This window comes from Streptomyces sp. SBT349, from assembly GCF_001083795.1.
In the GTDB taxonomy this organism is placed as follows: Bacteria; Actinomycetota; Actinomycetes; order Streptomycetales; family Streptomycetaceae; genus Streptomyces.
Genome location: NZ_LAVK01000220.1, coordinates 1 through 12,777 on the forward strand (window position 1 = coordinate 1; position 12,777 = coordinate 12,777).

10 protein-coding genes and 2 pseudogenes are annotated in these 12,777 nt (G+C 74.4%); 5 read left to right on the forward strand and 7 right to left on the reverse strand.

What is annotated here, in order from left to right; translation table 11 throughout:
* Positions 1–229, forward strand: a pseudogene (locus ADY01_RS23655) (iron reductase); the annotation flags it as partial.
* A gap of 136 nt (positions 230–365) precedes the next feature.
* The gene (lnt, locus tag ADY01_RS23660; RefSeq protein WP_107081798.1) at positions 366–1,973 is read left to right on the forward strand and encodes an apolipoprotein N-acyltransferase; all 1,608 of its coding nucleotides are present in this window, start codon (positions 366–368) and stop codon (positions 1,971–1,973) included.
* Between the two features lie 10 nt (positions 1,974–1,983).
* On the opposite strand, the gene ADY01_RS23665 is transcribed toward lnt, so the two are convergent.
* On the reverse strand, positions 1,984–2,889 hold the full coding sequence (locus tag ADY01_RS23665) for a cation diffusion facilitator family transporter (protein WP_049577337.1): 906 nt from the start codon (positions 2,887–2,889) through the stop codon (positions 1,984–1,986).
* Complete coding sequence (locus ADY01_RS37330; RefSeq protein WP_107081801.1) at positions 2,889–3,479, reverse strand: ArsR/SmtB family transcription factor; 591 nt, start codon at positions 3,477–3,479, stop codon at positions 2,889–2,891. The genes ADY01_RS23665 and ADY01_RS37330 overlap by 1 nt, the downstream gene beginning before the upstream one ends.
* Positions 3,480–3,792: 313 nt before the next feature.
* On the opposite strand from ADY01_RS37330, the gene ADY01_RS23675 reads away from it, so the two are divergent.
* Positions 3,793–5,061, forward strand: a complete 1,269-nt coding sequence (locus ADY01_RS23675; protein WP_049577340.1) for a sialidase family protein — start codon at positions 3,793–3,795, stop codon at positions 5,059–5,061.
* Positions 5,062–5,145: 84 nt separating this feature from the next.
* Here ADY01_RS23675 and ADY01_RS23680 read toward each other — a convergent pair whose 3' ends face one another.
* The 3 genes from ADY01_RS23680 to ADY01_RS23690 all read right to left on the reverse strand — a co-directional run bounded on the left by ADY01_RS23680 (position 5,146) and on the right by ADY01_RS23690 (position 8,736).
* Positions 5,146–6,162, reverse strand: coding sequence for a pectate lyase family protein (locus ADY01_RS23680; protein ID WP_107081799.1), 1,017 nt, complete (start codon positions 6,160–6,162; stop codon positions 5,146–5,148).
* Positions 6,163–6,239: 77 nt separating this feature from the next.
* Positions 6,240–7,241, reverse strand: a complete 1,002-nt coding sequence (locus ADY01_RS23685; RefSeq protein ID WP_049577347.1) for a pectate lyase family protein — start codon at positions 7,239–7,241, stop codon at positions 6,240–6,242.
* Between the two features lie 568 nt (positions 7,242–7,809).
* Positions 7,810–8,736 carry a virginiamycin B lyase gene (locus tag ADY01_RS23690; protein WP_049577351.1) on the reverse strand — a complete coding sequence of 309 codons (927 nt, stop codon included), beginning with the start codon at positions 8,734–8,736 and terminating at the stop codon, positions 7,810–7,812.
* 516 nt (positions 8,737–9,252) lie between these two features.
* On the opposite strand from ADY01_RS23690, the gene helR reads away from it, so the two are divergent.
* Positions 9,253–11,400, forward strand: a complete 2,148-nt coding sequence (helR, locus tag ADY01_RS23695) for an RNA polymerase recycling motor ATPase HelR (RefSeq protein ID WP_049577353.1) — start codon at positions 9,253–9,255, stop codon at positions 11,398–11,400.
* On the opposite strand, the gene ADY01_RS23700 is transcribed toward helR, so the two are convergent.
* On the reverse strand, positions 11,387–11,623 hold the full coding sequence (locus ADY01_RS23700; RefSeq protein ID WP_049577356.1) for a hypothetical protein: 237 nt from the start codon (positions 11,621–11,623) through the stop codon (positions 11,387–11,389). The two genes, helR and ADY01_RS23700, sit on opposite strands and share 14 nt — an antisense overlap.
* Before the next feature lie 206 nt (positions 11,624–11,829).
* Between ADY01_RS23700 and ADY01_RS23705 the strand changes: the two genes are divergently transcribed.
* Positions 11,830–12,495, forward strand: a complete 666-nt coding sequence (locus ADY01_RS23705) for a GOLPH3/VPS74 family protein (RefSeq protein ID WP_049577359.1) — start codon at positions 11,830–11,832, stop codon at positions 12,493–12,495.
* A 31-nt stretch (positions 12,496–12,526) separates the two neighbouring features.
* Here the strand turns inward: ADY01_RS23705 and ADY01_RS40785 are convergent.
* A pseudogene (locus ADY01_RS40785) lies at positions 12,527–12,777 on the reverse strand (ABC transporter permease); the annotation flags it as partial.

The window sequence follows — 12,777 nt, forward strand, 5'->3', positions numbered from 1 at the left end:
GTCGGGGCCGACGGAGCTGCCGCTGACGGCGCGGCTGGCGGGGCGGCTCGCCGTGGTGGCCACCATCGTGGGGCTGCTGGTCGTCATCGCGACCGGGACGGACGGGGGGCGCACCCCGGGCGGGGCGTCACCCGGGCTCTGGCCCGAGCGGTGGGTGATCTGGGCGGGCCTGCTGGCCCTCACCCTCGTGTTGGTCGCCGTCGCCCACCGGCTGCGCCCCTCGCGGTGACGGCGCGCCCGTGCGCGGAACCAGCCCGCGCCGTGCGGCGTTGGCGGAGAGGACAGGCGCTCGGGCCGACGGCCCGGGACCGGCCGTCCGGTGCGCGGTCGACACGGGAACGGCCGGCTCGTGGAGAGGTGGCCGCATGACCGCTCAGGCGGAGGCGTCGCGTCCGGTCGCGGCGGTGCGCTGGACCGTGCCAGGCGGGAGGCGGGGCGCGGCCGTGGCGGCGGTCGCCGCGGGTGGGCTGCTGCTGGCGTCGGCGTTCCCGCCGTGGGGCTGGTGGCCGTGCGCGGTCGTGGGTCCGGCGCTGCTGTTCCTGGCGGTGCGCGGGCGGCGGCCCCGCATGGCGTTCGCGCTCGGGACCGTGTTCGGGGTGGCGTTCTTCGCGCCGCTGCTGTGGTGGCTGACCAATCTCGGGGTGCTGCCGTGGGCGGTGCTGAGCCTGGTCCAGGCGGTGCTGTGGGGGGCGCTGGCCTGCGCGCTGCCCGCGCTGGCGCGGCTGCCGGGGTCGCCCGTGTGGCTGGCGTGCTGGTGGGTGGCGGCCGAGGCGGTGCGGTCGCGGGTGCCGCTGGGCGGATTCCCGTGGGGGCGGCTGGCGTTCAGCCAGGCCGAGGCGCCCGCGCTGGGCTGGGCCTCGGCCGGGGGCGCGCCGCTGGTCAGCGGCGTGGTCGCGCTGGCCGCGGCCTGCCTCGCCGCCCTCGCCGCCGCCCTGGCGGCGCGGCGCCCGCGGGCGGGCCTCGGCCTGGCGGCGGCGGTCGCGGTGATGACGTGCGGCGTGGCGCTGGTGCCGGACGCGGACGGCGGCGAGGAACGGGCGACGGTCGCGGTGGTCCAGGGCAACGTGCCGCGCGGGCGGAGCGTGGCCGAGCAGGCGCGCGTCGAGCGGGTGGCGGAGAACCACATCGACGCCACCCTGGCGCTCGCCGACGACATCCGCGCCGGGCGGGCGCCGCGTCCCGACATGGTGCTGTGGCCGGAGAACGCCACGGACCGCGACCCGCGCACCGACCCGGAGCTGAGCCGGCGGATCTCCCAGGCCGCCCGGGAGGTCGGGGCGCCCATCGTGGTCGGCGCGATCCTGGACGCGCCGGGCGACCGGATCCGCAACGCGGCCCTGCTGTGGGACCCGGAGGACGGTCCCGGCCCCTACTACGCCAAGCAGCAGCTCGTTCCGTTCGGCGAGTACATTCCCGCCCGTTCGCTGCTCGGCTCGTTCGGCGATCTCCAGCTGGTCCCCCGGGACTTCGTGGCCGGCGGTGAGCCGGTGCGGCTCGACATGGGGCCGGTGCGGCTCGCGACCTCGATCTGCTACGAGGTGGCCTATGACGGGCAGGTCCGCGGCGCGGTGCGCACCGGGGCGAACCTCATCGCCGTTCCCACCAACAACGCGACCTACATGCGCGACGACAACCTCGCCCAGCCCGAGCAGCAGCTGGCGATGTCGCGGTTGCGCGCGGTGGAGCACGGCCGTTCCGTGCTGGTGGCCTCCACGACCGGCGTCAGCGCCCTCATCGCCCCCGACGGGTCGGTCACCGACGAGACCGGCCCGTGGACGCGGCAGGTGCTCACGGGAACGGTCCCGCTCCGCGGCACCACCACCCTGGCCACCCGGCTGGGACCCGCCCCCGAGTACGCCATCGCCCTGGCGGCCGTGGCCGCCACGGCCCTGTCGCTGCGCCGCGGCGCCCGGCGGAGGCCGGACGCCGCGGAACGGGACGATGCGGAACGGGACGTGGCGCCTCCGGCGTGACCGGGCCGTCTCACCAGTCGAGTTCGTCGCAGCCGCGGTGGTCGGCGGGCTCGATCTGGAGGGTGGCGTGGGCGACGCCGTGGCGGCGGCGCAGCAGGTCGCGGGCGTGGTCCAGGACGGCGTGGGTGTCGGCGCGCTCGTGGGCGACGAGGTGGGCGGTGGCCACCGGCATGCCGGAGGTGAGGGTCCACAGGTGGAGGTCGTGCACGTCGGCGACGCCGTCGATGGCGGCCAGGTCGCCCGCGACGGCGTCGGCGCTCATGCCCTCGGGGGCGTGCTGTCCGAGGACGGCCAGGACCTGGCGGCCCAGCATCAGGGCGCGGACGACGACGAAGGCGCCGATGGCCAGGGCGACGGCGGTGTCCCAGACCGGCGCTCCGGTGGTGGCGACCAGCCACCCGGCGGCGATGACGCCGACGGATCCCGCGGTGTCCGCGACCACTTCGAGGTAGGCGCCCTTGACGTTGAGGCTCTCGGCGGCCCCGGGGCGCAGCAGCAGGAGCGCGGCCACGTTGACCGCGAGGCCGATGGCGCCGACCACGAGCATGGGGCCGGTCTCGACCTCGGCGTGCGTGCCGACGCGGCCGATCGCCTGGACGGTGATGTAGGCGGCGACGCCGAGCATCATGAGGACGGCGAGGGCGGACGCGAAGACCTCGGCGCGGTAGGAGCCGTAGGTGCGGCGGCCGGTGGCGTCCGGGCGGGTCGCGATCCGCGTGGCCACCAGCGCGGCGGCCAGGGTGACGACGTCGGCGGCCATGTGCCCGGCGTCGGAGAGCAGGGCCAGCGAGCCGGAGACCAGGCCGTAGACCAGTTCGACGACGAAGTAGGAGGCGATCAGCGCGAAGGCGACCGCCAGCCGCCACCGGTGGCGCCCGGTCGCGGAGGCCAGGCCGTGGTCGTGTCCGTGACCCATCAACGGCCCCCGCTCCGCCCGGGGCGGCCGGTCCGCACGGGGTGGACGGTCCCCGCAGGGCGGACGGACTCCTCACGATGGACGGCCCGCTCGGGGTGGACGGACTCCGCAGGGCGGACGGTCCCCGCAGGATGCACGGTCCCCTCAGGGGAGACGGCCTCCTCAGGGCGGCTGGTCCCCGCAGGGTGGACGGTCCGCTCGGGGTGGATGGCCTCGGTGTGCTCCGTGTGGGCCACCGCGAGGTCGAGGAGCATCCGCACATGCGCGTCGTCCAGGCGGTAGTACGCTCTGCGCCCCGAGCGGCGGGCGGCGACCACGCGGTGGGCGCGCAGCAGGCGCAGGGCGTGCGAGGCGGCCGACTCGCTCATCCCGGTGACCGCCGCCAGGTCGCACACGCACAGCTCCCCCTCGCGCAGGGCGGTCAGCAGGGCGAGCCGCCCGGGGTCGGCCATCAGGCCGAAGACGTCCGCGGTCTCCGCCAGCTCCCTCTCGGCGGGCATGCGGGCGCGCACGGCCTCGACCCGGTCGGCGTCGACCACGCGGACCGCGCAGCCGTCGGCCGATATCGGCTCATCTGAATGAGTCTTCATGTGTGCATGGTGGAGCCCCCGCGGCCCCCGCGTCAAAGGCTGCACTGGTGACCGTTGTCAGTGCCGTTAGCACCGCGCTGACCTGCGGGAATGCCGGGAGCCCGGCGCCGGGTCCCCTCGGCGCCCGGATGGCGCCTTCCGCGGGGGCTGCCGCCGCTGCCCTCCGCCGGGGCCCTCCGCCGGGGCCCGGCGGAGGGGAGCGGATCCGGTGGTGCGGGAGGGGTGGTGCGGCGATGTACATCGATGTACATATGAGGGCGGGCCATGGCGTGCGGGCCCGGACAGCCACGGAGACGACCGGGAGGCCCTTGCCATGACCACCACCAGATCGACCCCCCGGCCGCGAAGGGCGCGCGCCGCGCTGCTGTGCCTCGGGGCGCTGCTCGCGGCGCTCGTCGCCGGGCCCCCCGCGGCGGCGGAGCCGCCCGGGGCCCCGGACGCGCCCGCGGCCTCGGCCCCGGCGACTGGCGCCGCGGAGGCCGCCGGGGACGCCGCCGCCGCGGGGGCGTCCGGAACGCTGCTGCGCGACGGCACCGGCCTCTACCCGCGCGCGATCCGCCTGGCCCACAACGGCGCGGCCAACGGGCGGGTCCTGGCGAGCGTGGTGACGTTCGACGGGAACAACGGGCTCGGCGCCGTCTACGAGAGCACCGACCAGGGCGCCTCGTTCGCCCAGGTGGGAACCGTCGCGGACGCCGACGCCTCCGGCGGGCAGGGCCTGTGCTGCGCGACCCTCTACGAACTCCCCCGCGCCATCGGCGACCTGCCGGCGGGCACGCTGCTGTGGGCCGCGTCGGTCGGCCAGGACGAGCCGGACCGCAGGATGGCGCTGCGCGTCTGGCGCAGCAACGACGTGGGCCGCACCTGGACGTACCAGTCCTCGTGCGCCTGGGCGACCGGGACGGGCGGGCTGTGGGAGCCGGAGTTCTCCATCGCCGCGGACGGCGCCCTGGTCTGCCACTACGCCGACGAGACGGATCCGGCGCACAGCCAGAAGCTCGTCGCCGCGCGCAGCTACGACGGCATCCACTGGACCGAGCACCACGACACGGTGGCCGCCGCCCCGCAGAGCGACCGCCCCGGCATGCCGGTGGTGCGCCAACTCCCCAACGGCACCTACTTCATGAGCTATGAGATCTGCAACCCCGGCGGCCAGTACCAGTGCGTGGTCCACTTCCGCACCTCGGCCGACGGCTGGAACTGGGGCGATCCCGCGCACCTGGGCTACCGCCCCGAGACCGCCGACGGCCGGTACTTCCGCGCCACGCCCACCATCGCGTGGGGCCCGGTCGCGGGTGACCCGGACGGCAGGATCCTGCTGGTCGGGCAGATGCTCCTCAACCGCGACGGCACCACCGCGGCGGGGAACGGCCGGACGGTGCTGGTCAACACGGACAACGGCAACGGGCCGTGGCGGGCCGCCGACGCGCCGGTGGCGGTGGACGCCCCGTACCCCAACTACTGCCCCAACTACAGCTCGCCGCTGCTGCCCGCCGCCGAGGGGACCGGCGTGCTCCAGATCGCCACGGCCTGGGACGGCGACATCTGCAAGCCGTACTACGCGACCGGCCAGGTCCCGTAACCGGCCGCGGGACGCGGCGCCGCCCTCCGCGGACGGGGAAGTCGGCGGGCGGAGGGCGGCGGGTACGGCGGGGGGCGGCTCCGGTCAGCCGAGGTTGCCGACGCCGACGCCCGCCGTGACGGTGTCCGGGACGGTGGCGGCGTCCTCCACGGTGTAGGCGTAGTAGGTGCTCGGCTCGGTCACCGTTCCGTCGGACTCGGGCGCGCCCGATCCGGCGTAGACGTTGTCGCGCTCCACGAGGCGGCCGGGGTCGGACTCGAAGATCTGGATCTTGGTCGGGGACTCGACGTCCTCGAAGTAGTTCCCCTCGACCAGCACGCCCGCGTCCATGGCCGTCGCCACGCCGTAGGAGTCCGTGCCGCCGATGCCGAGGTAGTAGTTGTTGAAGACGTGCACCGGGTCGGCGAAGCGGACGCGCGGGTTGCGTTCGGCGGTGCCGTCGAAGAAGTTGTGGTGGTAGGTGGCCCGCAGGTTGCCGGTGTCCTGGTCGCCGTTGCCGTCGTCGTGGCCGACCAGCGAGTTCTTCTGCTGGTCGTGGAAGTGGTTCCAGGAGACGGTGACGAAGTCCGAGCCGCGCTTGATGTCCAGGGCGCCGTCGGCGGCGTCGGACAGGTCGTTGTGGTCGACCCAGACGTGGTGGGCGCCGTCGGTGATGTTGATGGCGTCGTCGCCGGCGCCGGTGAAGGTCAGGTTGCGGATGATGACGTTGCTCGACCCGTCGACGTCGAGGCCGCCGCCGGTGATGGCGCCCGAGGCGCCGATCCCGATGACGGTCTTGTCGGAGGCCACGTCCTGCATGCCGTCCAGCGAGATGCCGCCGTCGACCTGGATGATCAACGGGTCGTCGCTCTCGGCGTACTCGGCGAACTCGTCCGCGTCGCCCGCCGTCACCACGTCGCCGCCCGCGCCGCCCGTGGTGCCGTTCTGGCCCTCGGCGTCGACGCTCGCGAAGCCGATGGGCGTCTCCTGGAGGACCGAGGGGGCGATGGCGGGAGAGGCCGCGGCGCTGGACTGCGCGGCGGGGGCGAGGCCGGTGAGTCCGGCGGTGACGGCGAGCGCCGCGGACGCGGCGACGGCGAGGGAGAGGGTCTTCGTGCGCATGTGATGCTCCATGGGGGTGAGTTGAGGGCTTGCGGGGGGCGGCGGCCCCGGCCGTCGCGCCGGGGCCGCCGTGCGGGTCAGCCGGCGCCCGCGCCGTTGATGACGGTGTTCTTGACGCTGGCGGCCGACTCCAGGGAGTAGGAGTACGGGATGGAGTTGACCGAGCCGGCGGTCTGGATGGTGCCGGAGCCGGTGAGGTAGTTGCTCCGGGCGACGATGTCGCCGGGGTCCGAGCCCGCGTAGCCGACGAGGGCGGGGTCCTCGACGTTCTCGAAGTAGTTGCCCTCGACCAGTACGCCGGCGCCCTCGGTGGAGGCCACGCCGTACTCGTTGTCGTAGTAGTAGTTGTTGAAGACGTGGACGGGGTCGCCGAAGCGGACGCGGGGGTGGCGGGTCTCGCTGCCGTCGAACCAGTTGTGGTGGTAGCTCACGCGCAGGTGGCCGCGGTCGGCGGTGTGGCTGTCGGAGTGGCCCAGCAGCATGGACTTGCCGCTGCCGTCGAGGTGGTTCCAGGAGACGGTGATGAAGTCCGACTCCCGCTTGATGTCCACCGCGCCGTCGTAGCCGGTGGTGAACGTGTTGTGGTCGATCCAGATGTTCGTCGAGCTCTCCTGGACGTTGATGGCGTCGTCGTCCCAGCCGGAGAACGTGAGGTTCTGGATGATCACGTCGTGCTGACCGTTGATGTCGAAGCCGCCGCCGGTGATGCGGGCGCCCGACAGGCCGACGATGGTCTTCTCGCTGCCGACGTCGTTCATGCCCGACAGGTTGATCGTGCCGCTGACCTGGATGATGCGCGGGCCCGACTGCTGTGCGGCGCTGACCAGCGCGCTCGCCGAGGAGACGGTCACCGTCGTACCGCCGGCGCCGCCGTCGGTCCCGCCGTTCTGCGTCGCCCAGCCGACCGGGGTCGCGGCGATGGCGGACGCGGGGGCGGGGGCCCGGTCGGCCGCGCCGTCCGCCGCGCTGGAGGAGGCCACGCCGGTGGTGGCCGCGGCCATGACGAGAACCCCGGCGAGGAGGAGCGAGTGGCGTCGCCGCCGTGCGGGTCTGGGGCGAGTGGAGCTGCGAAGGGCCATGACGGAACTTCCTCTTCCCTTGGGTGTCGAGCGTTTGGGAGCGCTCCCAAACGCGGGCGCACGTTCCTCAGGGGGCGGTTTGGACAGTGGGGCGGATGCGGCTCGCGCCCCCGTCCGGCATCGCGCGGGATCGACACGCTCGCGCTTTTCGAGCGCGGACCGCGGGGCCGGGTGAATAGCACGGATTACGCTTCCGGAATCCCGGGAACGACCATGCGGAAATGAGGTCGCGGGTGGGCACCATTGCGGTGTGCGCGACTGCGGGTCAATACCGTGCAAGCGGCTGAATCAGCGCTCCACCTCCCTTGCGCAGCAAGCGCTTTCCATTGATGTGGGAAGCTATCGGCGTCTCAAAGTGCTGTCAAGGGAGGGCGCTTGAACGATTCATGGCGGGCTGAGCCGGATCCCCGCCCCGGCGGGGCGCCCGGGTGGACGGAGCGAGAGATAGCGCTTACCACCGAGCTCGGAATCCGGCCAATCCCCTCGCCCCCGGCGCGTCCAAGGGGCCGGAATCAGTCCTCTCCCTGGGCATTCACCGGATATGTGTAAAGAAAGGGAAACGCCGAGGTCATTCTCCCCGCGGGTGCCGCGGGAGGGCCTGGGGCGGCGCGACGCGGGCGACGGCTCCCGTCTCCAGGGCGGTCCAGAGGGCGCCGTCCGGGCCGACGGCGATGCCGTGCGGTTCGGAGGACGGCGTGGGCAGGTCGTACTCGGCGATCGTGCCGGTCGCCGCCATCCGGCCGACGCGGTTGGCTCCCCACTCGGTGAACCAGCGGTCCCCGGAGGGAGTCGCGACGATGGCGTGGGGCTTCGCCGTGCGGTCGGGCAGCGGGATCTCCTCGATCCGGCCGTCCACCGTGATCCTGCCGAGCGCGCCGGCCGCGATCTCGACGAACCACAGGACCTCGCCGTCGCTCGTGATCCCCACCGGTCCGGCGCCCGGGGTGGGCAGCGGGTGGAGGGTGACGTCGCCGTCGACGCCGATGCGGCCGATCGCGTTGGCCTGGTTGAGGGTGAACCACAGGGCGCCGTCGGGGCCCGCCGTGATCGCCGAGGGGAAGCCCCCGCGGGTGGGCAGGGTGAACTCCGCGATCCGGCCCTCGGTGGTGATGCGCCCGATCCGGTCAGCGTTCATCTCGGTGAACCACAACGCGCCGTCCGGCCCGGCCGCGATGCCGAACGGGCCGCCGTCCGGCGTCGGCAGGGCGAACGACTCGCTCCGGCCGTCGGTCGTGATCCGGCCGACGCGGTGGTCCTGGGAGCGCGTGAACCACAGCGCTCCGTCGGGCCCGGCGGCGATGATCATCGGGCGGCAGGCGGGCGAGTCCAGGGGATGGCGGGTGTGCGTGCCGTCGGGGGTGAGCCGCGCGATCTCGCCGCTGTGGACGAGGGTGATCCACAACGCGCCGTCGGGGCCGGTCGCGACGGCGTAGGGGCCCGCCGCGGCGTCCGCCACGGGGAACTCCCGGATGGAGGGGGTGTCGGTCACGTGCACGGCGGTTCCTTCTCCGAGCGGGGCGGGGCGGGGGGGGGGGCGGCGAGCGGATCCGGGTGCCGCCGCGGGTCGTCCTGCGTCGCGTTGGTCCGGGCACCCTGCCGCGCGAGGGCCCGCCGGCGCAACCGTATGCGGCGCGAGCGGTGCGGGCCGAGGCGGGAAGGAGACCGGGGAACCTGGTCGCGGTGCACGCCGGATGTATTCGGGGCCGGGCGACTCGGGCCCGGGAACGCCCGGAAAGGGCAGAGGGAGTACCCACCTCCTGCCACTCTTAACCTATAGCGCACCGGGGGGCTTGCGGCAAGGCCCCGGTCGTGCCGCAGAATCGCTGGCCGAGGCCGTAGCCGGCGGAAATGGGGATGCACGAGGTGCGTAAGGTGTTGTCGGTCCATGGGTCATGCGGTGAGCGGGAGCCGGTGGTGCCGCCCGCACGGCGGTCACGGGCGCTGGGCGCCCGGGTACGGGAGTGCGCGCCGCCGGAGCGCGCGGGGGCGACCCCGGATCGGAGCCGTTGAGATGAGTCCCCTGACGACCAGCGCGTTCGACCTCCCCGAACGCCTCTCCCCCAAGGCCGACCCGGCGCTGATCGCCGAGGACGAGCGGCATTTCGAGGCCATCGCGGAGAGCCTCGAACGGGCGATCGCCGAACTGTCCGACCTCCTCGCCGCCGAGCGCAAGGCGCCCGGCGGCGTCGGCCGGGCGGCGATGGACCGGGACACGGAGATCCACCGGCTGACCGGTCGCCTGCGTGCCCTGCGCCGCTTCGGTCTGGACCTGTGTCTCGGACACATCGTCAGCGCGGAGGGCTCCGAGCGCCTGTACATCGGACGGCTCGGCCTCACCGACAGCTCGGGGCGCCGGCTGCTGCTCGACTGGCGCTCCCCCGCGGCCGAGCCGTTCTTCGCGGCGACCCACGCCAACCCGATGGGTCTGGCGAGCCGCCGCAGGTATCGCTGGACCCGCGGCCGGATCAGCGACTACTGGGACGAGGTGTTCACCGCCGACGGGCTCGAAGGGCACGCCGCGCTGGACGACCAGTCCGCCTTCATCGCCAGCCTGGGCGGCAACCGGTCGGACCGTATGCGCGATGTGCTCGCCACCATCCAGGCCGACCAGGACGCCATCGTCCGTGCGGGATCCCGCGGCGCCCTCGTCGTCGACGGCGGTCCCGGCACGGGGAAGACCGTCGTCGCCCTGCACCGCTCCGCCTACCTCCTCTACTCCGACCCCCGTCTCGGTCACCGCCGGGGCGGCGTGCTGTTCGTCGGTCCGCACCAGCCCTACCTGGCCTACGTCGCCGACATCCTGCCCAGCCTCGGGGAGGAGGGCGTGCAGACCTGCACGCTGCGGGACCTCGTCGCCGAGGGCGCCGGGGCGACGGTCGAGGAGGACCCGGAGGTGGCCCGCCTGAAGTCGTCCGCGCGCATGGTGAAGGCGATCGAGCCCGCCGTCAGGCTCTACGAGGAGCCGCCCGGCGAGGGGATGACGGTCACGACCGGCTGGTCCGACATCTGGCTGAGCGCCGACGACTGGGCCGAGGCGTTCGACGCGCCGGAACCAGGGACGCCGCACAACGAGGCGCGCGAGCAGATCTGGGAGGACCTGGTCAGGATCCTGAGGGACAAGTACGACGGCGACGTCCCGCCCGACCTGTTCCGGAGGTCGCTGGCGCATGACAAGGAGCTGGTCGGGACCCTCAACCGCGCGTGGCCGCTGCTCGAAGCGGCCGACCTCGTCGGGGACTTGTGGTCGGTGCCCGCCTACCTGCGGATGTGCGCCCCCTGGCTCGGCCCCGACGAGGTGCGCACGCTGCGGCGCGGGAGCGACCAGGGCTGGACGGTGTCCGACCTGCCGCTGCTCGACGCGGCGCGGCAGCGGCTCGGCGACCCGCGGACGGCCCTGCGCAAGCGGCGGCACGCCGCCTCGCTCGCGGCCGAACGCGAGCGCATGGCCGGCGTGATCGACCACCTGCTCGACGCCGATGCCGACGGCGAGGGCGCGGTGACGATGCTGCGCGGGCAGGATCTGCGGGACAGCCTGGTGGACGAGGCCGCGCTGCCCGGCACCGATCCGGAACCCCTCACCGGCCCGTTCGCGCACGTCGTCGTGGACGAGGCCCAGGAACTGACCGACGCGGAGTGGAACATGCTGCTGCTCCGCTGCCCGTCCCGGAGCTTCACCATCGTCGGGGACCGCGCCCAGGCCCGGCAGGGGTTCAGCGAGTCGTGGGAGGAACGGCTCCGGCGGATCGGGCTCGACCGGGTCACCGTGGCCTCCCTGAGCATCAACTACCGCACGCCGGAGGAGGTCATGACGGAGGCCGAGCAGGTCATCCGGGCCGTGCTGCCGGACGCCAACGTGCCGACCTCGGTCCGCAGCGGCGACGTCCCCGTCGTGCACGGATCCGTCTCGGACCGGGACGCGATCCTCGACGGCTGGCTCCTCGCGCACGCCGACGGGATCGCCTGCGTCATCGGCGATCCGACGTTCCGGGCGACGCCCCGCGTCCGGTCGCTGACCCCGGAACTGTCGAAGGGGCTCGAGTTCGACCTGGTCGTCCTCGTCGATCCGGCGGCGTTCGGCGAGGGCGTCCGGGGAGCGGTCGACCGCTATGTCGCGATGACCCGGGCCACCCGGCAGCTGGTCATCCTCACGAGCCCCTGACGCCGGGGGCGCAGCCCCGGGGTGTCGCGTGCCGGCCGAGGCAGCGGCAGGCGGGCGGCGCGGGCGGCGCGGCGTCGGCGCAGGTCGGGAGCGTGGTGTCGACCGTCGGCACCGGCCCGGTGCTGACCTGCGGGGACGCCTCCGCCGCCGACGCGCCCGCGAGCACACCCCCGAACGCCGCCGCGACGACGGCCGCCCCCACGACGAACGACGTGACCCGCATGCCCGTACCTCCTGGTGTCCGTCTCCGCCCGTCTCCGTGCGGAGAACCGCCCTGACGTCCGCTTCCTCGTTACCCGCGGGAGCCGTGGCCAGCCGCCGCGCCGCGCCGGTTCACCCGACCGTGTCAGGACCGCCGGTGGGCGGGGCCGGGAACCGGTGGGGGCGGCCGGGAGTCGGTGACGGTGAGGCGCGAGGAGAGGAGCCGCCATGGTCGTCACGCTGGGCGAGGAGGTCATGCTGCTGTCGCTCGACGACGCGTCGGGGCAGGCCAGGAAGCGGCAGTCCGCGGGCTGGGCCGTGGCCGGGGCCACCCTGCTGGAACTGGCCCTGGCCGGGCGGGTGTCGATCGCGGACGGGCGGGTGGCGGTCGTGGACCGGTCTCCGACGGGTGTGCCGCTGCTCGACGGGCGGCTTCAGCGGCTCGCCGAGTGGACCGCCGACGCGAAGCGGGGGCGGAAGGCCGCCGACTGGGTCGCCAAGGACCAGGGGAAGGCCGTGGAGGCGGCGATCGGGAGCCTGTGTGCCCGGCGTCTGGTGCACGAGGAGAGCCACCGGGCGCTGGGCCTCTTCCCGGTCCGCCGCTACCCGGAGGCGGACGGCTCGGTGGAACGGGAGCTGCGGGAACGGTTGACCGCGGCCGTGCTCGGGGGAGAGCGCCCGGACGACCGCACGAGTGGGCTGGTGGCCGTGCTGCACGCGGCCCGGCTCGACGGCCTCGCCTTCCCGGACGTTCCGCGCGAGCGGATCGAGTCGCGCCTGGCCGAGATCGCCGAGGGGCAGTGGGCCGGTCGGAGTGTCCGCGACGCGATTCGGGCGATGCAGATGGTGATGACCACGATCACGGTGGTGACCGTGGTCACGACCATGAGCTGACGCCCGGCGGGGTCGCGGAGGGCAGGGGCCGTCACGGGCCCGTGGCCCGGCCGACGCCCCCGGGCACCAGTTCGCCACGGGAGGACGGGGCCCGCGGCCCGCCGGGCCGCGGGGGTGGCGGGCCGCCCGCCGCCGCGGCCGGGCGCCGCGGAACGGATCCGCCGGGGGTGGCGTCCTCGGGCAGTCTGGCCGTGATCATGTCCCCGCACGTGCGCTCACGTGCTCTCACGCCCCTGGGGTCCGCCGCCGTGACCATCACCCCGCCCCCGCCGTCGCCCCCGC

Excerpts from the sequence above, each read along its gene's own strand:
- ADY01_RS23705 (WP_049577359.1), top strand. The coding sequence starts at position 11,830 with ATGGTCGTCACGCTGGGCGAGGAGGTCATGCTGCTGTCGCTCGACGAC.
- ADY01_RS23675 (WP_049577340.1), top strand. The coding sequence starts at position 3,793 with ATGACCACCACCAGATCGACCCCCCGGCCGCGAAGGGCGCGCGCCGCG.
- ADY01_RS23700 (WP_049577356.1), bottom strand. The coding sequence starts at position 11,623 with ATGCGGGTCACGTCGTTCGTCGTGGGGGCGGCCGTCGTCGCGGCGGCG.
- ADY01_RS23680 (WP_107081799.1), bottom strand. The coding sequence starts at position 6,162 with ATGCGCACGAAGACCCTCTCCCTCGCCGTCGCCGCGTCCGCGGCGCTC.
- lnt (WP_107081798.1), top strand. The coding sequence starts at position 366 with ATGACCGCTCAGGCGGAGGCGTCGCGTCCGGTCGCGGCGGTGCGCTGG.
- ADY01_RS37330 (WP_107081801.1), bottom strand. The coding sequence starts at position 3,479 with ATGAAGACTCATTCAGATGAGCCGATATCGGCCGACGGCTGCGCGGTC.
- ADY01_RS23665 (WP_049577337.1), bottom strand. The coding sequence starts at position 2,889 with ATGGGTCACGGACACGACCACGGCCTGGCCTCCGCGACCGGGCGCCAC.
- ADY01_RS23685 (WP_049577347.1), bottom strand. The coding sequence starts at position 7,241 with ATGGCCCTTCGCAGCTCCACTCGCCCCAGACCCGCACGGCGGCGACGC.
- helR (WP_049577353.1), top strand. The coding sequence starts at position 9,253 with ATGAGTCCCCTGACGACCAGCGCGTTCGACCTCCCCGAACGCCTCTCC.